The 22,478-nt window shown below is 59.4% G+C and carries 15 protein-coding genes; 2 read left to right on the top strand and 13 right to left on the bottom strand.

The features are described from left to right. Window positions 1-166: 166 nt before the first annotated feature. Together B8783_RS08475 and B8783_RS08480 are read right to left on the bottom strand one after the other, a co-directional pair. Window positions 167-1,912 (bottom strand): sodium:solute symporter family protein, encoded by a 1,746-nt coding sequence (locus B8783_RS08475; protein ID WP_084419744.1) that lies wholly within the window; start codon window positions 1,910-1,912, stop codon window positions 167-169. Window positions 1,913-1,915: 3 nt separating this feature from the next. After that, the gene (locus B8783_RS08480) at window positions 1,916-2,173 is read right to left on the bottom strand and encodes a DUF4212 domain-containing protein (RefSeq protein WP_084419745.1); all 258 of its coding nucleotides are present in this window, start codon (window positions 2,171-2,173) and stop codon (window positions 1,916-1,918) included. Window positions 2,174-2,355: 182 nt separating this feature from the next. Here B8783_RS08480 and B8783_RS08485 point away from each other — a divergent pair, with 182 nt between their 5' ends. Next, window positions 2,356-4,764, top strand: coding sequence for a zinc-dependent metalloprotease (locus tag B8783_RS08485; RefSeq protein ID WP_084419746.1), 2,409 nt, complete (start codon window positions 2,356-2,358; stop codon window positions 4,762-4,764). 6 nt (window positions 4,765-4,770) lie between these two features. On the opposite strand, the gene B8783_RS08490 is transcribed toward B8783_RS08485, so the two are convergent. Genes B8783_RS08490 through B8783_RS08500 form a run of 3 tightly spaced genes read right to left on the bottom strand, consistent with a single transcriptional unit; the run spans window position 4,771 to window position 8,789 of the window. Beyond that, window positions 4,771-6,195, bottom strand: coding sequence for a carboxylesterase family protein (locus B8783_RS08490; protein WP_084419747.1), 1,425 nt, complete (start codon window positions 6,193-6,195; stop codon window positions 4,771-4,773). Window positions 6,196-6,215: 20 nt separating this feature from the next. Beyond that, window positions 6,216-7,328, bottom strand: coding sequence for a serine hydrolase domain-containing protein (locus B8783_RS08495; RefSeq protein ID WP_084419748.1), 1,113 nt, complete (start codon window positions 7,326-7,328; stop codon window positions 6,216-6,218). Beyond that, a complete protein-coding gene (locus B8783_RS08500) occupies window positions 7,329-8,789 on the bottom strand; it encodes a serine hydrolase domain-containing protein (protein WP_084419749.1) in 1,461 nt (486 codons plus the stop codon). 134 nt (window positions 8,790-8,923) lie between these two features. Between B8783_RS08500 and B8783_RS08505 the strand changes: the two genes are divergently transcribed. Next, window positions 8,924-10,447 carry an MmgE/PrpD family protein gene (locus B8783_RS08505; RefSeq protein WP_084419750.1) on the top strand — a complete coding sequence of 508 codons (1,524 nt, stop codon included), beginning with the start codon at window positions 8,924-8,926 and terminating at the stop codon, window positions 10,445-10,447. A 21-nt stretch (window positions 10,448-10,468) separates the two neighbouring features. Here B8783_RS08505 and B8783_RS08510 read toward each other — a convergent pair whose 3' ends face one another. The 8 genes from B8783_RS08510 to B8783_RS08545 form a co-directional block, all read right to left on the bottom strand. Further along, a complete protein-coding gene (locus B8783_RS08510) occupies window positions 10,469-12,898 on the bottom strand; it encodes an outer membrane protein assembly factor BamB family protein (RefSeq protein ID WP_084419751.1) in 2,430 nt (809 codons plus the stop codon). Window positions 12,899-13,063: 165 nt separating this feature from the next. Beyond that, window positions 13,064-14,890 carry a flavin-containing monooxygenase gene (locus tag B8783_RS08515; protein WP_084419752.1) on the bottom strand — a complete coding sequence of 609 codons (1,827 nt, stop codon included), beginning with the start codon at window positions 14,888-14,890 and terminating at the stop codon, window positions 13,064-13,066. Between the two features lie 171 nt (window positions 14,891-15,061). Beyond that, entirely contained in the window at window positions 15,062-16,372 is a 1,311-nt protein-coding gene (locus tag B8783_RS08520) for a spinster family MFS transporter (protein WP_084419753.1), read from the bottom strand. After that, window positions 16,369-17,232 carry an alpha/beta fold hydrolase gene (locus B8783_RS08525; RefSeq protein WP_084419754.1) on the bottom strand — a complete coding sequence of 288 codons (864 nt, stop codon included), beginning with the start codon at window positions 17,230-17,232 and terminating at the stop codon, window positions 16,369-16,371. Before B8783_RS08525 ends, B8783_RS08520 begins: the two co-directional genes overlap by 4 nt. Window positions 17,233-17,314: 82 nt before the next feature. Next, window positions 17,315-19,675, bottom strand: coding sequence for a TonB-dependent receptor (locus tag B8783_RS08530; protein ID WP_084419755.1), 2,361 nt, complete (start codon window positions 19,673-19,675; stop codon window positions 17,315-17,317). Between the two features lie 118 nt (window positions 19,676-19,793). Beyond that, window positions 19,794-20,795, bottom strand: coding sequence for a helix-turn-helix domain-containing protein (locus tag B8783_RS08535; protein WP_084419756.1), 1,002 nt, complete (start codon window positions 20,793-20,795; stop codon window positions 19,794-19,796). Between the two features lie 218 nt (window positions 20,796-21,013). Then, a complete protein-coding gene (locus B8783_RS08540) occupies window positions 21,014-21,526 on the bottom strand; it encodes a curlin-associated protein (protein WP_084419757.1) in 513 nt (170 codons plus the stop codon). A 305-nt stretch (window positions 21,527-21,831) separates the two neighbouring features. Then, window positions 21,832-22,356, bottom strand: a complete 525-nt coding sequence (locus B8783_RS08545; protein ID WP_084419758.1) for a curlin-associated protein — start codon at window positions 22,354-22,356, stop codon at window positions 21,832-21,834. Window positions 22,357-22,478 lie beyond the last annotated feature (122 nt).

The raw sequence follows: 22,478 nt of genomic DNA on the forward strand, positions 1-22,478 counted from the left end.
GCGCTGTATTGAACTGCGCGTTCGAAATTAATTTCATTTGCAACAGTTAAATGGATAACACCGATTGATGTTGTCTGTCCAACCACTCGCTTCAATGGGGAATGTGCGGCTTTTCTAAAAAATGCCGACGTGTTCGTTCCTGATAATGGCGGGCTTGCGTGCCAGACTAGCCTTCTGCGGCGCCGGGCATGCGGATCCGCTCCACCATGTCCTGAACGTCCTGTGGCGGGGCTTTTGTCGCCAAAGCCGCCGCAATTCCGACCCCTGCCGACAACCACATAAACACAAACCCGATCCCTTCAGGCGAGACACCGAAAAGCCAGTGGGCAGGGTCTGTATCGACGAATTTGAACCAGTAGATATAGCCAAACGTCGTCAACAGACCGGTGACCATCGAGGCAATGGCGCCTTCCTTGTTCATCCGCTTCCAGAAGATACCGAGGAAGATAACCGGAAAGAGCGAGGCGGCGGCGAGCCCGAAGGCAAAAGCGACAACCTGCGCCACGAACCCAAGCTGTGACGAGTAGATGCCAAGCAGGCCTGCCGCGAACACAGCGCCAGCCGCCGCGCCGCGGGCCACGCGAAGCTCTGTCTTGTCATCCATATTCTTGAACAGCGTTCGCCTGCAAAGGTCATGACTGACGGCAGACGAAATCACCATCAGCAGACCTGCAGCCGTCGACAGAGCGGCCGCCAGTCCTCCCGCAACAACAAGGCCGATCACCCATCCGGGAAGGTTTGCGATCTGAGGGTTGGCCAGCACGAAGATGTCATTGTTCGGCGACACCTCATTCTCGATGCCGTCCGGCGCATTGGGCCCGCGATACTGCATGAAGCCATCGCCATTCTTGTCCTGATAGTCGAGCAGTCCGGTCGATTCCCAATCCTTGTACCAGGTCGGAACCGGTTTGCCGCCATCAGCCGTGATCTCGGCAGCGCGGGCGTCGTAATCTTCGTCGTCGCTGATGTAGGTCGCGTCGTTGACGGTATCGATGAAGTTGATCCGGGCAAAGGCGCCGACGGCCGGTGCCGTTGTATAAAGCAACGCAATGAAGACGAGCGCCCAGCCGGCTGAGATTCGCGCGGCGGATGCGCTGCGTACGGTGAAAAACCGGATGATCACATGCGGCAGGCCTGCCGTACCGAACATCAGCGCCGCGGTAATGCAGAACACGTCCATCATGGATTTGTTGGTCTGCGTGTATTCCAGAAAGCCAAGATCAGTGATGGTACGATTGAGCTTCTCCAGCATGGAGATGCCTTCGCCCTGCGCCTCACCGATGAAGCCAAGCTGCGGCACCGGATTGCCGGTAATGATGATTGACATGAAGATCGCAGGCACGGTGTAGGCGAAGATCAGCACGCAATACTGGGCGACCTGCGTATAGGTGACACCCTTCATCCCGCCGAGCACCGCGTAGAAGAAGACGATCACCATGCCGATGATGATGCCCCACTCAAACAGCACACCGAGGAAGCCGGAGAAGGCGACGCCCACCCCCTTCATCTGGCCTGCGATATAGGTAAACGAGACAAACAGCGCGCAGACCACTGCGATGACGCGCGCGGTCGTCGAATAGTACCGGTCGCCAACAAAGTCCGGCACGGTGAACTTGCCAAACTCTCGCAGGAATGGCGCAAGCAGTAGCGCGAGGAGGACGTATCCGCCCGTCCAGCCCATCAAATAGACAGAGCCTCCATAGCCCATGAAGGCGATGAGACCGGCCATGGAGAGAAACGATGCCGCCGACATCCAGTCAGCGGCGGTCGCCATACCATTTACGGTTGGGTGGACGTCATGCCCGGCCACATAGAAATCATTGGTGGAGCCAGCCCGGGCCCAGATGGCGATGCCGATATAGAGGCCGAAGGTGACGATGACGAAGAAGTAGGTCCAGAACGTCTGATCCATGGCTCAGTCCCTCACGCGGTATTTGCGCTCAAGCCGCGCCATCGCCCAGCAATAATAGAAGATCAGGCCGACAAAGACGTAGATTGAGCCTTGCTGGGCAAACCAGAACCCTAGCGGTGCTCCGCCAATCGAAACCTGATCGAGAAAATCGCGAAACAGAATGCCTGCGCCGTAGGAGACGCAAAACCATATCGCGAGAAGACCTAGCGTTAGCCGAACAGTCGCGCGCCAATAGGCTTTGCCCTTGGTCTGGTCAGTCATATTTTCCTCCCGCGGCCCCTGTCGTCGAAGCTCTTGCCGGTCGAGGTTGGACCAGTCGGCGGGCTTTCGCAACACGAACCTGCCCGAATTCACGTCAGTCAGGAGGAACTAGAGGGACGTCCGCTCGACAGGCCAACCGCCTTGCGACTAGGGTCAAACAGAAACTGCCGAAGGAGCACTGAATGCGTCACGCGATCCTGGGCCTCGCCCTTCTCATTCTCGGGCCATTGCCATCAATGGCGCAGGTGGCGGCAGACGCCAACGAGTCTCAAACGCTGGAGGGCTTTTTTGACCTCGAAGTGACTGCGGCGGATGGCCAGGTGCTGGCCAAATTGCCCGCCCCGGACAGTGACGGCGTTTCGTTGCGGATGATCCATAGCGTGCGATTGACGGCCGGCCTCGGGTCCAACCCGGTTGGGCTCGATCGCGGCTGGGGCAGCGGCGGCGAAATACTGGTCTTCCGGCGCCTCGGAGACAAACTCATCATCGAAGCTGAAAATCAGACCTACCGGGCCGGACCGGAAAATCCGCTGGAAGAACGAGCCGTCCGGGAAAGCTTCGCGACCTCATTTATTGGCACGGCAGACATTGTCTCCGAGAGCGGCGGACTAACGGTCGATCTGACAGATTTCCTGACCGCTGATTCCCTCAATCTTGTTCAATATCTACATGATGCGAAGCAAGGTAGCTTCCGACTCGCAGATGACCGCACCATGGTGGACACGTCCAATGTGTTCGCTTTTCCGGACAATGTCGAAATCGATGTGTTCCTGACATTGTCCAGCGCCAACCCCGGCCGTGAGGTCTCGACAACGGCCGCGAATGGTCATGACGTGACGCTGATCCAGCATCATTCATTCTCGCGGCTGCCCGAAGAGGGCTACACACCCCTACCCTCTGATCCGCGTGCAGGCGTGATCGAAGAGGCCCATTTCGATTATAGCGCAGGCCTTGCAGACCCGGTTGAACAGCGGCTCGCCCGCCGGTTTCGGCTTGAGAAAAATGCTGACGGGAAAACGATCAAGCCCATCGTTTTCTACATTGATAGCGGCGCGCCCGAGCCAATTCAGTCTGCCCTGGTGGACGGTGCCAAATGGTGGGCAGACGCCTTCGCGGCGGCAGGGTATCCAGATGGGTATCGTGTGGAGATCCTTCCCAAAGACGCTCACCCACTCGATATCCGTTACAATGTCGTCCAGTGGGTCCACCGACAGACGCGCGGCTGGTCCTATGGTGGCGGCGTGTCAGACCCGCGTACCGGCGAAATGCTGAAAGGCCATGTGATCCTTGGGTCTCTTCGCGTGCGCCAGGACAGGATGATCTTTGAAGGGCTTGCTGGCACATCCAAGACCGGGACCGGCGCGGCCGATGATCCGGTCGAACTGGCCCTGGCGCGCATCCGCCAGCTCTCAGCCCACGAAATCGGGCATGCGCTCGGCTTCGCACACAACTTCGCGGCCAGCACCTATGATCGCGGATCGGTGATGGACTACCCGGCCCCGGACATCCGCGTGCAGGACGGGAAGCTCGATTTCAGCGAAGCCTACAGCGTGGGCGTTGGCCCTTGGGACAAGTTCACGGCGACATGGCTCTATGGTGACCTGTCGCGCGCGGAGCGCGACGCTCTTGTCCGCGAAGCAAACGCCAATGGTTTGGTCTATGTGCAGGACTCCGACGCGCGCAGCGTGAGCACTGGCCATCCGCTTGGCAATATTTGGGACAATGGCGCAGACCCGGTTGCTGCGCTCGAAGAAACCCTCGCCGTTCGCCGCATCGCGCTAGATGATTTCGGGCCTGACCGCGTGCAGGAAGGCCAGCCGATATCTGACCTCAATGCCGTTATCGTGCCGATCTACCTTTATCACCGCTACCAGACAGCAGCGGCATCAAAAGTCCTCGGCGGCATGACGTTCAATTATGGCCTGCGAGGCGATGGCCAGCCTGCCGCCAGTATTGTCTCACCGGAGCGTCAGCGTGAGGCGCTGCATGTCATCCTGCAGACCGTGTCTCCGGCGGCGCTTGATCTGAATGATGAGACGCTTGCCCTGCTCACCCCTGCCATTGAAAGCTATATCCGGGCCGATGGGCGCCGGGAGCTTTTCAAGGCAACTGCAGACCCCGCATTCGATCTCGTTTCAGCTGCGGACACTGCCGCCGAAATGACGTTTGAGGCCCTGCTGAACCCGGCGCGTGTTGCACGACTGATCGAGTTTCATCGCCGTGACGCAGCCAATCCGGGCGCAGAGGAAGTGTTCGAGACGATCCAGCGCGCGGTTTTGAAGTCATCCAGTTCAGCGCGCACGACGCCGATCGCGGATGCGGTACAGGCCCGATACGCCTTCGCGCTGATGGACCTTGCTTCCGCAGATACGACCACCAGCGTGAAGGCCGCCGCCAGCGCCGCCCTTCTCAACCTTAAAGACGGTCTCAGGAAAGCATCTGGCGATCATGCTGAATGGCTGGAAAACCAGATCGAGCTCTTCCTTGAAAACCCGGACGCGCGGTCAGCCGTGGCCGTTCCGGCCAAGACCCTCCCGCCTGGCGGCCCGATCGGCATGGATGCCTACGAAACCTGCTGGCACTGCGACTAGAGCGGCTCAGTCGTCCCGGCTGGTTGGGCCAGGTTCTGCGCCATTTGGCGGCGACTTGATCTCAGCGACGGGCTTCAGCGACGGCGTGGACTGCAGCACGGCGACAACATGATCATTCTGCGCATTGCGGGATGGCCAGACGAAGCCGTCGCTGCAGATCAGCGCCGTCGCGTCCAGCGGTGCTTTGGCAAAAGCCACCCAGCATGAATGGGCAAGATCGGCTGCTGCCTGATCATCGGCGGTTTTTGCTTTGACGCGTGGATACTTTTCCAGCGTGTCGAAGACGAAGGGCAGCTCATGGGCATGGGGCGCCCCATTCGGGTTTGCCTCGCGCAAGTCATTGGCAACGTAATCAAAGAAATACTGCCAGACCGGCGCGCCGTCCTCAGCATATTCGGCGACCTGCTTGGTCCCGGTGAGCCGGCCTTCATCGCTATTGGTCCCGACGACCAGCATCACGTCGTTCTCATGACCGGCAGCGAACGTGTCCATAATCGCCGTTTCCATGACCTCGCCATCCAGAATGGTCCGCTGTCCCCGGCCGAGCGCGCGATGTGAAATGATGGCGTCCGCGTCGAGTGCGCGTAGCTCTTCGGGCGTGGCCGCTGCACCATCAAGGCCAAGATCACTGGCAAGCTTCGCGCCGCGCTCATGCGCGAGGGCGAGCGGTGTCGCAGGCGCGCCAAGTGACCCGGTCGACTCGAAGATCGCCTTCTGGAAAAGCCCTTCCGTCATCGGAGACGCGACGAGATTGGCTGTCATCGTGGCTCCGGCAGACTCACCGAATAGCAGGATGTTTTCAGCGTCACCGCCGAAGCTCGCGGCGTTCGCCTTCATCCATTCGAGCGCGGCGATAGCGTCGAGGAGATGGAAGTTTGACGACGGCTCAGCGCTCGCCTCTGCCGTCAGGGATGGATGGGCAAAGCCCGCCAACGCGCCGAGGCGATAATTGATCGTCACCAGAACAACGCCGTCGCGCGCAAACGCCGATCCGTCATAAGTCGGAACGTTACCCGCGCCGACGACACCGCCACCACCAAACAGGAACAGCATGATTGGCGCGTTCTCGGCATCTTCCGGCGCCCAGATGTTCATGTAGAGACAGTCTTCACTGACCGGACCCGCATATCCGCCGCCATTTGGCGATCCATCCTTGCTGAGCGGTTGAACGCAGGCGGGCTTGTCTTGAGTCGCCTGATAGACGCCATCCCAACTCATGGGCTGCGGCGCTTTCCAACGAAGCTCGCCAACGGGCGGCGCCGCGAACGGGACGCCCCTATAGACGTCGACGCCCTCAACAGATGCGCCTTGCAGCGTTCCTGAAGTGGTGCTGACCAAAGCGTCCGGGCGAGGCGTCTGCGGGGCTGTCGCACAGGCTGACATCAGAAAAATGGAAGCGGCTAGCAAGAGGGGCGAGCGTGAGCGTGTCATGGAGCGATAACCTTGTTTGATCAGGCGGGAAGAATCTGGGCGAGCGCGTCCCAGGCAGCATCAGTTGAAAGACCGGGACGGCCAAAGCCCATTGTTGAAATGACCATGTCCTGCTCTGGCAGCACAAAGCAGTACTGGCCGAGCGCACCGGCCGCAAAAAACATCGACTTTGGCGCCTTCGCGATGCTGTCGTCAGCATTCAGCCACCAGAGATACCCATAGCCCTCACGGGTCGCCGATGGGCTGGTGGCCTGGCGCACATAGTCTTCGGAAATCAGCCTCTTGCGCCCCCAGCGGCCACCGTTCAGATAGAGCTGACCGAGGCGAGCCATGTCGCGGCAGGAGATCAACATCGAGCCGCCGATCCGCACATTGCCATTCGAGTCGACGCCTTCAGGCTGATAGCCGGTATGCCGACACCCAAGCTTCTTGATGACCTCATCGGTCATGTATTTCAGGCTGGTCTGGCCTGTTGCGGCAGAGACAATATCTGCAAGGTGGTCAGCAGGCGCACCATCATAGATGAACTGCGTGCCTGGCTGGATGGTGGTGCCGTAGCCTTCCGGTTTTCCATCCTCCGGCGCATCATGCCACTCATATTCGACCCCCGCTCCGGGCGGCGTAGGATCGTCCAGCCGCTTCGGAGGCACACTGCTTGGCTTGGTGTTCAACGTTCCCCCGGACGACATGGTCAGCAGGTGTTTGATCGTCGTTGCTGGATTGAAGCCCGTCGTCTCTGCCGGGACATATTTCGAGGCAAGATCGTTTATGTCGAGATAGCCCTGGTATTGCGCCCGCCCGACCATGGTCGATCCCCATGACTTGCCAGACGAGAACGACACGTTCTGCCAGTCCGGCGTCGCACGTGCATAGTCGTTCGCCCAGTACTGCTCGAACACAAGCTCGCCGCCTCGTACGACAACCAGCCCTTGGCGTTCTCCCGGCGCGCCGAGCTGCGCGGCGGCCGCCTTGAGCGCAGCTGACGACAGACCTTTGGCTTCAGGAGAGGACGTGGCCCATGCTCCAGTGCCAGGCCCGGGCGCAGACGTCTGCGTGAGCGAAGACGTGGCGCACCCTGCAAGCAAAAGCGAGCCACCCAGCATGAAGGATCGGCGATCAGGTTGGAAACTCATCTACTTCTCCAGCGCATCAATGACGTCGGCCGTAAAGGAAGCGATGTTGAATCCCGCCCCGACGTCGAGACCGCGGCGAACAACGACAAGGTTTTCGCCAGGAACAATCATCGCATACTGGCCATAGGCACCTGCCGCAGAATAGCCAGGGCTCTGCAGGCCCTGACGTTCGTCATAGAGCCAGAATTGCGCGCCATAGCCCGCGCTGCCGGTCGTGTGGGAGCCTGGCTGGGCGGGCGCATAGGTCGAAACGTATTCAGACCAGTCCGCAGGCAGGATCTGTTCGCCGTTCCACTTGCCGTCGTTCAGATAGAGAAGACCTAACCGGCCAAAGTCCCGCACAGTGCTCCAGCACTGGCCGGAGCCAAGAAAATCGTTGCGCCAGTCGGTCTCCATGACGGTCCGCGTCATACCGATTTTCCACATAAGCTCGCGATGCGGGAAGCTGACCCAGGCGGCGTCATCATCGAAGGCTTCACGGACAGCCCGAACCGACATGATGGTGTCTGAACCGGAGTAGACAAATTGTGTGCCCGGCTCCGCATCGATCATGTTGAGTACGGAAATCTCGGAGACCGGCGCGCCTGAGCCGTAGATGTCCCGCTGTGGGTTGCCCGCGCCTGACGTCCAGAGACCGCTCGCCATGTGAAGCATGTCGTTGATCGTGATCTTGCCGCGCGGATCGCCCGGCGTGCGCCAGGCTGCGAGCGGCGCAGGTTCGTTGATGTCGACCAGTCCTTTCCGGACACCGACGCCAACGACACTGGCGGACAGACTTTTGCACATTGAGTTGGTGCGCGCCGACACGTGCGGGCCATAGCCTTCGTCTTCGGCGTAGCGCTCGGCGATGATCTTGCCATCCTTCACGATGGCAACGCCCCAGGTGTCGCCCTTGTACTTGCCGGCCTGGTCTTCGAAGGCGACGTCCAGCACAGCTTCCAGTGCCGCCTTGCTGTCAGCATCAATTTCGGCAGCGGCATCCACATCGCCCATCGGCCACGGCTGATCGTCTAAGTTTGGCGTTTCGAGGTCTGCTGGCCACGGCGTGAGATTGTCTGCAATGGTGAGATCGGCCCCGATTGGAAGCTGTGTGCAGCCCATATTTGGCCGGAACACCGCGTAGCGCGGCGGCATGTCATCTAGGTAGGAGACAGCAACGTATTTCCCGTCTTGATCAATCGTTTCTTCGAAGCCCGGAAGCTTGGTCGAGCGGCTGAGCGTCGCTCGGACCAGGTCTTCACTCATCTCCGAGGTGAATAGACCCGTGCATAGATGAAGCGCGCGAAACCCGGCCGCTTTGGCGGCATCGTGCCGTGAGATGTCAGCACGCGACGCCATTGAGCCCGTCGTCCGGGCCGGGCCTGCAGCCGCGTTCTGCTGCGTATCCCCCTCCTCCTGCGCCATAACCGGCGCGGCGAAAACCAGAGCACACGCCGAAACGGCGAAAAGGAACCTGTTCATTTTGTCTCCTCCCGAGAGATCGTTTTTATTGGTGAGATTGCCACACGCTGATAGTTGGCTATCATCAAATAAAAGGTGAGCGCAATCTTGTTGTAATCTCAAGGCACGTTCAGCAAACAAATCAGGAGCGAAACATGAGCCAGAATCCAATGAATCCAAACTTTAGCAGACGTGGAACACTCGGACTTGGCTTGTTCGGACTTGGAGCCGCGCTTGCAGGTGCGCCAAAAGCGATGGCCGAAGGCGGCGCCGAAACCAGCGAAGCGACTGAGACAGCTGCAGATGTGCCCGCGAACATCACGCCCACGATCAGCAAGTATATCGCCGAAATCCGGACGGCTGATGTTGAGCCCGAATTTCTGGAGCTCGCAAAACGGCACATCCTTGATTCCATCGCATCTGCGGTGTCCTGCAAGGACCTTGAGCCAGCCATGCTCGGCCGTAAATACGCCCTCATGAAATCGGAAGGCGCCGCCAATGGCGCCACCATGCTGGGCACCAAGGAGCGTGTCGGGCTTGTTGATGCCGCCTTTGGATCAGCCATGATTGTGCACGGGTCCGAGATCAATGACTTCATTCCATCCGCCTTCGTCCAGCCCGGACCGGCCGTCGTCGGGACGGCGTTCGCCATCGCTGAGAATCGCGGCCTCTCAGGCCATGATGTGTTGCGGTCCTGCGTTGCCGGGTATGAACTCTGCGGACGGATGCCGAAAGCGCTCGGCGTACGAAACCTATATCGCATGGGGATTGCCAACCACAGTCTGGGCCCCTGTTTTGGTGCGGCTGCCACCGCGGCCTCGCTGCTTGGTCTGCCGTCCGAGAAGGTACAGCATGTCATGTCATACGCCGTTCAACAGGCATCAGGCTCATGGCAATGGCTGCTCGACGAGGAGCATATCGAGAAGACATTCGTGTTCGCCGGTGTTGGCGCGCGGAATGGCATCGAAGCCGCCCTACTGGTTGAGACGGGCCTGACCGGTGTTGCAGACTGCTTCGACAATGAGGCCGCGTACATGCATCACAAGATGTTTGCAGGCGGCGATCATGATCCGGCCTATCTGATCGAAGATCTGGCGACCCGTTCAGAGCTGACGCATACGGCCTATAAGCGCTATCCCGTCGGCGGCCCGACCCAACCGGCCGTTCAAGCGGTCCTGGAGCTTCTGCCGAAAACGTCTCCAGAAACTGTCGAATCCATCGTGATGGAAATGCCCGGCCGTTGGGACGCCTTCCGCAATGCAGAGATGCCAGCGCTCAATCTTCGCTACCTCGCCTCAATTATCCTGATTGATGGGCGGCTCGACCTGGTGTCCGCGCAGGACCGCGACCGCTTCAACAATGATGCCAAAGTGCGCGCCCTTATGGAGAAGATGGACGTCATCCACGCGCCAGACCTTGAAGTGAAAGAAGGCGAGACCCGCACCGAACCGGCCCGCGTGACGCTAGTTGACGGCAAGACGGGTGAGACCAAGCTGTTTGTGCCGTGGGTTCGCGGCTTCCCATCGCATCCGATGACGCGCCAGGACGTGCTCGACAAGGCGATGGAACTGCTCTGGCCGGTCGTTGGCAAGCCGCGCGCGAAGGATGTCATCGATACTGTGATGGACATCGAGAACGTGCCGAAAGCCGATACGATTGTTCAATTGATCGCAAGTTAGACGCCTTTAAGCGCTGGGGGCTTAGTCCTCCAGCGCGTAGGCGATCAGCTGGCCGCCACCGGTTGGCGCGCCGTCATCTGGATTGTTCGGGACAGCCACGACGACGTATTGCTTGCCGTCTTCGGTGAAGGTGATAGGCGCGCCGTTCGCGGTGTGGGGCAGCCTGGTCTGCCACAGCGTCTTGCCATTGCGGATATCAATGGCCCGGAATGTGGAATCCAGCGTGCCGACCTGAAAGATCAGGCCGCTGCGTGTCGTTGTCGTGCCGCCATAGACCGGCGTGCCGACTTCGAACGGCAGGCCCGGCTTGATACCGAACGGCCCAAGCTCACGCATATTGCCGATGGGGCGGCTCCAGAGCAGCTGATTATTGTTCAGATCGATCACCGCCAGCCGACCATAAGGCGGCTCAAAGCATGGCATGTCAGATGCGATATTGGTGAAAGGCAGTTTCCACTTGGAGACAAAGCGGCTGGTGATGCCATAGCGCGGCGTGTCATCTGCCCAAGGCCCCTGCCCTGTCAGAGCATTGTCCGATGCCGGCGGCGCTTCACGCCCGGATTCTGCGGCGCGCTCGGCGGCCGTCTGTAGATAGATCCGGTTACCGAGCAACATGGGCTGAGCGATCAGCAAACCGTTCTCGGCATCGACGGATACGCTCGGCCAGTTATAGCCGCCCTGATTGCCGGGATACTGGAATGTGCCGCCCCATGTCTTGTCGCGGCCAAGAACGCCGCCGCCAGGCATTGGCGGGGTGAAGTGGCCTTCATAGCGCATCTTCTTGAACTCGATGCGGCAATAGAGCTGATCGAGAGGTGTGAGCCCCCACATGTCCTTTTCCGTGCGCGGCGCGTTGAAGCGCGGCAGCCCCGAAAACGGCTGGATAGGTGATACGCGATCACCTTTTGCAGGCCCCTGTGGCACGGGGCATTCGCCCGCAGCGGTCGGTGCTGATCCATTCGGACAGTCCGTGGCGGGCCAGAGCGGCTCCCCGGTGCGCCTGTCGAGCAGGAAGACCTCACCGCGCTTGGTCGGCTGGGCGACGGCGGGAACGACCTCACCGTCGCGCTTGATGTCGATGAGTGTCGGCTGGGATGGGGCGTCATAGTCCCAGATGTCATGATAGACCGTGCGGTAGGACCAGACCTCTTCGCCCGTGGCCCCGCGTATCGCTACGACTGAAGCATTGTAGGCGTCATCGATATCCCGGCGCTTGCCGCCATAATAGTCAGGTGAGGCATTTCCCGTTGGCGCGAAGAGCAAGTCCAGCTCCGGGTCATAGCTCATAATCGACCAGACATTGGGCGTGCCCAGCGTAAACGTCTCGCCCTCTGCCGGGAAAGAGGTGTCGCCCGGACGGCCAACATCCCAGCCCCAGACAAAAGACCCGTCGACCGCATTGAAAGCCCGCAGCGCGCCGGACGGATTGCCGAGCTCCTGATTATCGACGACCCAGCCGCCAACCACGACATTGTCGCCCGCGACAAGGGGAACTGAACTGTGGAAGTAGGCAAAGATGGGGTGTGGGCCGAGGCCCTGACGAAGGTCCACTTCGCCATCCTCGCCGAAGTCGCTACAGCGCTCGCCCGTCTCTGCGTTCAGCGCGATGAGCCTTGCATCCGTCGTGCCTGTCAGAATGCGCGCTTTGCACTGTCCGGCATAGTCCTCGCCCGCTTCATAGTAGGAGACACCCCGGCATCCGCGCGTGAACGTGTTGCCGCGCGCCAGCGCCTCCGGCGTCGCGCCGGACAGTTTGTTCTGCGGGTTAAACCGCCACGTTTCCTTGCCGGTGCTCGCATCCACCGCGATCACGATATTGCCGGACGTGCAGGTGAAGATGTTGGAGCCGACCTTGATCGGGGTGTTCTTGTACTCGTACGGGATCTTCGTATCGAAGCGCCAGACTTCCTTGAGATTGGTCACATTGTCCGGCGTGATCTCGGCAAGGGCCGAATAGCGCGTGCCTTCTGGCGTGCTGCCATAATCGGCCCAATCGGCTGCAGTGGCGGTCTGCGCAGACGCATCGCGGTCAAACTCAATAACCGGGCTTTTCTGAAAACCGCTAACGACAAGAAGTGCGATACCAGCAAGGCTCGCGCCCGCGACCCATTTGGCATCACCGCTCGACGTCATCGCGGCGCGATGCCAAGGCGTCAGGAACCAGAGCCCGACAACGATCCAGGCCGCGAGGCGCGGCAGAAGCGCCAGCAGGTCGAGGCCCGCTTCGGGTATCGACCAGATCAGGGTCACCGCAATGATCAGCGCATAGAGAATACCGGCTGCCGGGCGCCGCATAATGAGGAGGGCCACGACCCCCAAGAGAGCGAGGCCTGCCAGCGCATAATACCAGCTGCCGCCCAAGGAGATCAGCGTGAAACCGCGGATCGTCAGATACAGCGCGATGGCCAGCAGCAAGGCTGCAAAGCACCAATTGGCGATGCGTGAAATCATGGTGGCGCTCCCTCTTGCAGCTGCACGCGGTACATTGCCGCTCAGTATGCTTCTCCCGTCTATTCCATGACTGATAGAACAGGTTGGGGCACTTCTGCCAGATAAATGTGAGTGAACTACACTGAATTCAACAAAGTGGGGTCGCCGCGCGGTGCGCTCAATCGATCAGCTTAGGATCAAGCCCTCCATTCGGGATGTCTGACGCCACTCGTCGATAAGCTTGAAGAACGCCACTGAACCTTTTCCATAGGGAGCAAAGCTTGCCGCCTCCGGGGATGGCTGGCCTTCATTATTGTAGTAGCCGGGCGTGCATTCCTCGAGGAATTTGCGACGGTCGAGCACGGCGCCGAGGATCGTCTCGGTCCAGGCCTCTTCAGCGTCGCGGGTCGGCTCCACGCGAGAAGCGCCGCGCTCAAGCGTCTCGGCGATGATGTAGGCTGCATGCTGGCTCTGCTCGGCGAGCGCGTGCGGATAGTTCGCTGTGAAACCAGACTGGATCGTTGAGAAGATGAAGCAGTTTGGAAAGCCATTCACGGTCATCCCATGCAAGGTCCGCGCGCCGTTTTCCCATTTTTCTTCGAGGCTTTGGCCGCTATGCCCATGGACGTGATAGCCCGCCCGACGTGCATAGCTGGTGCCGACTTCAAACCCTGTCGCAAAGATCAGGCAGTCAAGCTCATACTCGCGGCCACCGGCGACCACACCGCGTTCGGTGATGCGCTCGACCCCCTGCCCGTCTGTGTCGACAAGTTTCACATTCGGGCGATTGAAAGTCTCCAGATAGTCGTCGTGAAAGCATGGCCGCTTGCAGAACTGGTTATAGTACGGCTTCAGCGCCGCAGCGGTGGCTTCATCCTTCACGACCTCATCCACCCGCGCGCGGATCGCCTCCATCTTCCGGAAGTCGGCGAGTTGCACCAGTTCGTCAGGACTGAGCGGGCTGTTCTTGTCGGCCATGGCGCGTTGACGCGCGACGACGCCAAGGTTGCGGATGATATCGGTCCAGCCATCAGCGACGAGGTCTTCCTTGGCATGCCCGCCCGACACCAGCGTATTGAAATTCTCCATGCGGTACTGGTGCCAGCCGGGCTCCAATGAGCGCGACCATTCCGGATCGGTCTCCCGGTCACCGCGTACATCGATTGAGGACGGGGTCCGCTGAAAGACATAAAGCTGTTTTGCCCCGGCACCGACATGCGGGACGATCTGAACAGATGTCGCCCCTGTGCCGATGATACCGACGGTCTTGTCGCCAAGGCGATCGAGACCGCCTGTCGTGTCCCCGCCGGTGTACTCATAGTCCCAGCGGCTCGTATGGAAGGTGTGCCCTTCAAATGACTCGATGCCCGGGATGCCGGGAAGCTTGGGTCGGTGCAGCGGGCCATTCGCCATGATGACAAACTGCGCACGGATGGCATCGCCCCTATTGGTTGAGATCGTCCATCTTCCGGCGTCCTCATCCCAGCTCATATCCGTGACTTCGGTCTGAAAAAGCGCGTCGTTATAGAGGTCGTAATACTCTGCGATGCGGCGCGAATAGCTGAGGATTTCTGGCGCGCGGCTATATTTGCGCTCTGGCATGAAGCCGGTCTCTTCCAGCAGCGGGAGATAGACATAGCTTTCGATATCGCAAGCCGCGCCCGGATAGCGGTTCCAGTACCAGGTGCCGCCGAAATCCCCGCCCTTCTCGATGATGCGGATGTCCTTCAGACCAGCGTCACGCAAGCGCGCGCCGGCCAGGAGGCCGCCGAAACCACCTCCGATAATGACGACCTGTTTTTCATCGAAAAGCGCTGCGCGGGTGTCGGCTTGCTCGATATAAGGGTCTTCAAGAAACCGGGCGAACTTGCCCGTCATTTCTACGTATTGCTCATTGCCATCGCGGCGCAGGCGCTTGTCGCGCTCTTCCCGGTACTTCCGACGCAGGCCATCCGGGTCAAAACCAAATTCGCTATCTGCCGCCGCTCCTACTGCGCTCGTATCGCTCGCCATGCGTGTGCTCCCTCACTTATTTTTTTGTGAGTAAGCGACAGATCGTGCGATCCGTCTATCCTTACCTCAAAGTCAACCTTCGATGAAAAAACGTCGACGTAGCCGACATGATGAGGCGATCACCTGCGCTGCGCAGATGACCGCCCTATCGTTGGTCGACCGATTGGTAGGTTAGGCCGCCGCAACCGGCGCGCGCGAATTGGCGACCGCGCGGGCCGCATCCTCACGATAGCGGCGCGCAGACATGAGAAGGCAGAGGATGCTGCCTGCATTGAACAGCAGGATAACTTCAAGTGCCCGCGCCAGTGGTCTCTCACTGCCGGATGCCGCGAAATAGTCGCTGAGCAGACCGGCGATCCATGGGCCACAGCCAATCCCGATCAGTGTCAGACAGAATAGCATGAAGGCGGACGCGAAACTGCGCATCCGCAGCTGCACCAGTTCTTGAGACGCCGTGTACGCGATGGACGCATAGATCAGACCAACAAAGCTCGGCACCAAATTCCACGCATAGGCCATGCCTGCTGTGTCCGCGCGAAGGAACATCCACGCAAATGGCAGGGCAAGCGCGGCGCAGGCTGCGATGATCCAGGGTCGCCAGCGCAGATCCTTCTTCGACAGACGGTCGCAAACCGCGCCGATCACGACGGCGCCAACACTGCCGACGCCGCCAATGAGCAGACCAAGCGGCAGTGCCACGTCCCCAGGCGACAAGGCATAGGTGCGCTGAAGCAGGCTGGAGGTGAAGACGAGGAAAGCGTTTGCCGAGATGCAGATGAGAAGGCATCCCGCCAGAAGCCAGAGATACGAAGACTGACCGAAAATGAAGCGCAGCGTTTCACCAAGGCTCGGCGCCTGACCATGGTCGACTGTGGCATCCGATCCCCCGCGGACAGGTTCCTTGATCGCGAAACGGACAATAAGTGCCAGTATCACCCCGGGAATACCCGCCGCAAAGAAAGCGACACGCCAGCCGTAAAGCTCGTAAATGTACCCGCCGAGCGCAAAGCCCGCCATGATGCCCAGGCCGATGCCGGTTGTATAAACACCTAGCGCCGTGGCCCTTTGCTCTGGCGGATAAAGGTCAGCAATCATTGATGTGGCAGGCGGTGTGCCCCCCGCCTCACCGACACCGACCCCCATTCGGGCAAGTAGCAGCTGCCAATAGGTCTGCGCGAGCCCCGAAAGCGCCGTCATGCCCGACCAGATCAATAGCGCGATGGAGATAATATTCCGGCGATTTCCTCGGTCAGCCCACATTGCGACAGGGATGCCCAAAGTGGCATAGAAGGCCGCAAAGGCGATACCGGTCAACATGCCGAGCTGGCTGTCTCGCAGGTTCAATTCCAGCTTGATCGGCTCCAGCAGGATAACCAGAATTTGCCGGTCGACATGGTTGAATGTGTAGACCAGCGTCAGAACAGCGAGCACCCAGGCCCGGCCTTTAGCCGCCGCTGGTTTGGACCCTGCAAAATCAGTCATAGGCCTGCCTCTATTGTTTCCAGAAATTGCGAGATGGCCGAAATGGCGACCGGTTCGTCCAGCATCGGCGCATGGCCGCGTCCGGGCACTTCAACAAGATGCGCGCCTTTGTGACGACGCACCATCCTTTTGGCGGTCGCTTTTGAAAGGACATCAGACGTCTCGCCCCGCACGATCAGCAGCGGAATCTTTCGCATAGCGCCATAGAGCCGCCACATCGCGAAATTCGCCAGACGCCCAGGCTTTGCCTCGCCAAGGGAACGCGTAATCTCGGGATCATAGTCGAGACGGATCTGTCCGTTCTCTTCCTCGCGCCATGTTCTACGCGCAAAAGCGAGCCAGTCTTCATTCCCATAGTCGGGGAAAGCGACGGACTGACTTTTCGCAGTCCGGTCGACGGCTTCTGACCAGTCATCTACCGGCAACGGACTTCCTGAATAGGCCGCAATGCGTTTTAGCCCGGCCTGCTCCACCTTGGGGCCGACATCGTTCAACACGATGCCCTGAATGCGTTCAGGCATGGCTTTCGCCATTAGCATGGCCATCAACCCGCCCATCGACGTTCCGATCAAGACGGTTTTTGCAATCTGCATCTGGTCCATGAGCGCGATCATGTCGCCCGCATAATTGACCGGAGAATATGTCGACGGGTCGGTCGCGCGGTCTGATCTGCCTCGCCCCCGCACATCGACGCAAACATATCGCCGCTCATCGTTCAGCGCATCAATCATCGGCTCGAAATCTTTGTGATTTCGCGTTAGCCCATGCATGCACAGCACTGTCAGCGCGGCGTTTTCTGGTCCATATGCCTTCGCAAAAAGGTCCAGGCCGTCCGGCGATTTATAAGTGATTTCTGTCATCGACTGACCCGTTTCGATGCCTCAGCAACTGGCCGGACAGCGTGCTGTGACGCTGCCCGGCACGTTGAAGAGCGTGATCGAACTAGAATTTGTAGTCGATGCCGGCGGTGACCGTCCGAGGGTCACCATAGAAGGCCGTCAGCGTGCCTTCGAGACCAAGCGTCGGCGTGAAGGTGCCGTTCGGGTTCACCGTCACGAAGTTGTAGCCTGCGACAATGTATTCCTCATCGGTGAGGTTCTTGCCGGTCAGGCTGAAGCCCCAACGGCCGTCCGCCGTTTCCCAGCGCACGCTGGCGTCCCACAGCGTATAGGCTTCCTGGTCGAGGAACGGATTGGGCACTTCGAATTGGCTCGACTCACCGCGATAGGAGAGCTGCGTGTTGAGCAGCAGATCACCGCCCGCAAATGGCGTCTCATAGGAAGCGCGGGCGTTCGCGGTCCAGTCTGGCGTGTTCTGGATGACGCGCTGATCGGAAACGTCATTGCCGAACGCGTCGATGAACTCGTCATACTGGGCATCGAGATAGCCGACAGACCAGCCAAGGTTCAGAAGGTCGCCTGTGCGCGCCATGTCTTCAGCCACGGTTGCCGTGCCCTCAAACTCAACACCCCAGATCGTTGCGGCACCGGCATTGGTCGTCACACCGGAGAAGGAGTCGTTGACGCCGTCGCCGTCGGTATCGACACCGATAGAGCCCGGCACCTGCACGTCGGTATAGTCGGAATAGAAGCCGGCAAGGCTGTAATTGAGCCGTCCGCCAAGCTGGCTGGCCTTGTAACCGACCTCGAAGGAATCAACCTCTTCCGGGTCGAACTGCATGAACTGATAGATTTCCTGATCGGACACGGTGCCGTTCTGATCAAGGTCAGGCGCCGCCGTCGTCTGGCCGCGCGGGTCGAACGAGCCGCCTTTGAAGCCCTGCGAATAGGTAGCGTAGATATTGGTATCCGGCGTCGGCTTGTAGGAAACCGAAACGCGTGGGCTGAAATCGTCGAAGTCAGCCTCGCCGTTGAAATCCGAAGTTGTTGCGATGAGGGTCGGGTTTCCGCCGAAGAACTCCGAGAAGCCGCCAATATAGGTCCGGCGCAGGACCTGCGATGTGCGGGTGTCCTCGGTATAGCGACCGCCCAGAGAGACAGAGAACTTATCGGTGACATCAAAAGTGAAGTCGCCAAAGATCGACCAGGTCTCGGTGCCGACATCACCAAAGGTCTGCGCATTCAGACCCGGCAAACCAAGCACATCGCCCGTTGTGGCAAGCAGCACATCGAACACGGTCGATGCGTTCGCATCGAGATAGTAGAGACCGATCAGACCGTTCAGGCGATCACCTGAATAGAGGAACTGAAGCTCTTCAGAGAACTGGTCGTTCTCATAGATGGCCGGCACATCGACGTCGGCTTCTGGCAGAGAGTCGAAATCGATCGGAGAGGTGCTTTCATCTTCGCGGTAGGCGAGGATATTCTTGATCGTCCAGTTTTCATTGATATCCCACTGCGCAACCAGCGATCCACCATAGGCCTCGACACGCTGTTCGATGGCATCAAGCCCAGCGCGCGTATCGAAGACGTCGCCCAAAACCGGATAAGTGAAAGGTGGGAGCTGGTCAGGGATCAGCCGATGACCCTGACGGGCATTCGACTTGTCGAGCGAATAATCTGCTGCCGCGCGGATCTGAAAGTTATCAGCGGCATCCCACTCGGCAGAAATACGCGCGCCGAAGAGGTTCTTGTCGTAGTTTTCTTCGCCCGTGATGACATTTTCGCCGAAACCATCGCGGTGGAAGCGCGCGGCTGAAAGGCCGACGCGGAACGTATCGGTCACAGGCAGCGATGTGGTGATCACGCCGTCGATCTGATTGTAGGTGCCGGCTTTCAGATTGATCTCATAGGTCGGATCATCGGAGAGGCCCTTGGTCACATATTTGATGGCACCGCCAATCGTGTTGCGGCCATAGAGCGTGCCTTGCGGTCCACGCAGCACCTCGACCCGCTCGACATCATAGACATCAAGCACGGCGCCCTGTGGGCGGTTGAGGTAGACGTCATCGACATAGATGCCGACGCCAGCTTCGAACCCGGCCACCGGGTCCTGCTGGCCTACGCCGCGGATGAAGGCCGACAGCGTCGTGTTCGTGCCGCGGGAGACTTCCAGCGTCACGTTTGGCGTAATCTTTGCGACTTCCGTCAGGTCGGCGACACCGAGGTCAGCCAGAAGGTCGCCGTCGAAGGCAGACACGGACAGCGGAACGTCGACGAGATTTTGTTCGCGGCGCTGCGCGGTCACGGTGACCGTGTTAAAGCGGCGCTGGTCCTGAGCTTGTTCGACCGCGGCAGAAGCGGTGGCTTCCCCTGTGTCCTGGGCGTGAGCAGCGAGTGCGGCCGTCAGGGCCGTAGCGGAAACGAGCGCGAGGCGCACCGCAAGCGGTGTGTGTGAATTCATGATATCCTCCCATATGCATCTAAGCGCATTGGGGAGACCTTCTCTTTATTCCAGGGCGCAGGACTACGACACATCCCGTCAACAGGAGTGAACACTTTCGCTCAAATACGTGAGGCGCTCAGGATTGGCAGGTCTGCGCGAACGCGGCTGGCGTCTGACCTTTCCAGCGTTTGAAGGCGCGATTGAAGGCCCTGATATCTGAGTAATCGAGCACTTCTGTCGTGTGCGCCACTGAGCAGCCGCGCCGCAGCATCGCTTCAGCCCGGCGAAGTTTTGTGTTCAGGACCAGCTCGCGGAAATGCGCCCCCTCCTCGGCAAGACGGCGGCGCAGCGTCGCCACACTGACATCCAGCCTGTCGGCCACTTCGGACTGCAGTGTCATACCATCATCGATCAGGTCGAGCGTCCGGGCCGTGAAGCTCTGCTCACCGGCTTGCGGGAGCCGCGTTTCAAGATAGCCAATCACGCGTGAGAAGACCCCGTCGGCGCTGAGGTCCACTTTTTCGCGGATCCGGATCGTCTCACACGCCCGGTCAAAATCATAAATGAGTTCATAGGCTGGCGCGCCATACTCAATTGGCACCTGCCAGAAGCTGTTCTGCGGCTGGCGTTCGATCCCGCGCTTGCGCTTCAGCCGGATGCGTTTCAGCGCGGTAGACGCGAGCCCCTCCGTCAGACTGTCGAGCAGGCAATGTATCTTGATTGTCAGGCAATCGCCGACAAGCTCGACAAAGGCCGTATTCTCCCGCGACCGATATGGAAACTGGCTGTCATCGACCACGAGTGAGACCCGGTCATCGCTATATCTAAGCGAGTTGTAGGCGTCGCCGTGCATCATGTTCATATGCTCGGCGAGTGTCTCCAGCGTCGTCAGCAACGAACCGGCCTGTTGCATCTGCGTCAGAAGGAAGTGGCCTGTCCGATAGGTCAGCTTGCGGCTTGAAATCACGGCTGTGAGATCATCGGAGGCCAATGCGATTGTGCGCTGAAAGCGGAAATAGTCGATGATCGGAATGGTGTTGGCGCCGGCCGGGACAAGCGCAGCCGTATCAAGCCCGAGGTCCCCCGCTGCCTGCAGCAGGGGCTCGATGTCTTCCACTTTTACGCAGGCATCCGACATGAACAACAGACCACACTTCCCAAGGAAACCGGTCTTTGATCCTACATCGATTTACGCGGAATGGCGAATAGGCCAGGCAGACAGGACGCTGCAGGCCGCAGCCGGTTGCGCCGCAGAAGGCACCACGAACGAGTGCCTTCCACGCCGAAAGAGCTTTAACCAAGAAAGAGTGGCAGCCGGGAGAGGCAGACCCTCCTCCGGCTGACCGCTTTTGCGACCTAGTGATCGCCTTGAATGATCAGGGTCACATTCCCCCGGCCGGACTGTTTCACATTCGCTGTCTGACCTTCACCAACCTGAATAACGCCAAGGCCGTTATTCGATCCGCTCTGCTCGGTGATCGCGGAGTGATAGTTTCCGATCTGAGCAACGCCAGTCAGATTGTTCGTACCGGTCTGGTAGGTTTTGGAATAGTTGTAGGCACCTGTCTGGCCGACGACTGTGGAGTTGCGGCGCCCGTGCTGGGCCAGCGCCGCGTCATTGCCGCGACCAATCTGCCCAACCGTTGCGCCATTGCGGGCGCCGTTCTGGAAGGTGCTGATGAACTGGCCATAGCCGTCTTGGCGAACGGACAGCGACTGCCAGTAACCTTTCTGCTGGCCGGCGATTTCATTCGCGTAGCCCGACTGATTGATGCGGACGTTGTTTCGTGATTGTGCCTCCGCTGTCGAAACCGTCGAAGCGATGGAAACGAGGCTGAGCGAGGCAGCGATGAGAATGTGAAGTTTCATGTTTATTTCCTTTTGGTCCTGGTTCGCACGACCACCGCGCGACAAGTTCAGGTGTAAAGGACCGGGGCTGAACCAGTTCGGATCATGCCGTTCACATTCCGCTTATCTTGCAGGTATTTTTGTTATTTATTTTCAGCGCTTTGTCCTAGTTATGACATCATTCTTCTTAAGGCGAATAAGGATCCTTGAACTCCGGAATTCATGAGCCAAACGGACGTCCTTTCAGGCCCGGACGACTGCATCACGAACAAAAAACGACGCCCCTGCCGGGGGCGCCGCTCATCACTTTTGTCTGGTGAAATCTGCTACCAGCGCAGACGGTTTAGGCCTTGAATCACGAGCTTCACCTCGCCGCGTTCGGACTGCGTCACGTTAACCGCATTGCCGTCGCCAACCTGAACGATGCCGAGCGCACTATAGGAGCCTGTCTGATTTGCGCTGGCTGAGTTTCCTTGGCCGAGCTGAGCGACCCCCGCAAGATTGCCCTGACCGATTTGATTGATCGCCGCAGAATTGAAAAAGCCAGCCTGCCCCAGGAAGCCTGAATTACGCCGCCCCGACTGGGTAAAGGCAGCGCCGTTGCCGCGACCATATTGTCTGATCTCCGCGACATGCCGGGCGCCCTCCTGAATGGCTCTTATACCTTGTTCATAGCCGCGCTGTTTGACGGACAAGGACAGCTGATAACCGGTCTGGCTTCCAGAGATTTCGGATTTGAAACCATCCTGATCGATGATGACAAGGTTTTGCGATTGCGCGGTCGCCGTCGGGATTACCGAAGCGAATGCGGCAAGGCAGAGAGCGGCAGCAATTGGCGCATGACGTTTCATAGAACTGGCCTTTCCAGCAGGGCTACGCGGCGCAGGCCGCTTGATACCCCTGCTTTAAGTGAACGGCTTTGAACTCATTCCGAGTGCGCCGTTCATATCACGGTCACCACAACAAAGAAGGA

This window comes from Henriciella litoralis (assembly GCF_002088935.1).
Lineage (GTDB): Bacteria > Pseudomonadota > Alphaproteobacteria > Caulobacterales > Hyphomonadaceae > Henriciella > Henriciella litoralis.

Bases quoted from the DNA above. Each gene is read 5' to 3' on its own strand.
- B8783_RS08475 (WP_084419744.1), bottom strand. From the start codon at position 1,912: ATGGATCAGACGTTCTGGACCTACTTCTTCGTCATCGTCACCTTCGGC.
- B8783_RS08480 (WP_084419745.1), bottom strand. From the start codon at position 2,173: ATGACTGACCAGACCAAGGGCAAAGCCTATTGGCGCGCGACTGTTCGG.
- B8783_RS08485 (WP_084419746.1), top strand. From the start codon at position 2,356: ATGCGTCACGCGATCCTGGGCCTCGCCCTTCTCATTCTCGGGCCATTG.
- B8783_RS08490 (WP_084419747.1), bottom strand. From the start codon at position 6,195: ATGACACGCTCACGCTCGCCCCTCTTGCTAGCCGCTTCCATTTTTCTG.
- B8783_RS08495 (WP_084419748.1), bottom strand. From the start codon at position 7,328: ATGAGTTTCCAACCTGATCGCCGATCCTTCATGCTGGGTGGCTCGCTT.
- B8783_RS08500 (WP_084419749.1), bottom strand. From the start codon at position 8,789: ATGAACAGGTTCCTTTTCGCCGTTTCGGCGTGTGCTCTGGTTTTCGCC.
- B8783_RS08505 (WP_084419750.1), top strand. From the start codon at position 8,924: ATGAGCCAGAATCCAATGAATCCAAACTTTAGCAGACGTGGAACACTC.
- B8783_RS08510 (WP_084419751.1), bottom strand. From the start codon at position 12,898: ATGATTTCACGCATCGCCAATTGGTGCTTTGCAGCCTTGCTGCTGGCC.
- B8783_RS08515 (WP_084419752.1), bottom strand. From the start codon at position 14,890: ATGGCGAGCGATACGAGCGCAGTAGGAGCGGCGGCAGATAGCGAATTT.
- B8783_RS08520 (WP_084419753.1), bottom strand. From the start codon at position 16,372: ATGACTGATTTTGCAGGGTCCAAACCAGCGGCGGCTAAAGGCCGGGCC.
- B8783_RS08525 (WP_084419754.1), bottom strand. From the start codon at position 17,232: ATGACAGAAATCACTTATAAATCGCCGGACGGCCTGGACCTTTTTGCG.
- B8783_RS08530 (WP_084419755.1), bottom strand. From the start codon at position 19,675: ATGAATTCACACACACCGCTTGCGGTGCGCCTCGCGCTCGTTTCCGCT.
- B8783_RS08535 (WP_084419756.1), bottom strand. From the start codon at position 20,795: ATGTCGGATGCCTGCGTAAAAGTGGAAGACATCGAGCCCCTGCTGCAG.
- B8783_RS08540 (WP_084419757.1), bottom strand. From the start codon at position 21,526: ATGAAACTTCACATTCTCATCGCTGCCTCGCTCAGCCTCGTTTCCATC.
- B8783_RS08545 (WP_084419758.1), bottom strand. From the start codon at position 22,356: ATGAAACGTCATGCGCCAATTGCTGCCGCTCTCTGCCTTGCCGCATTC.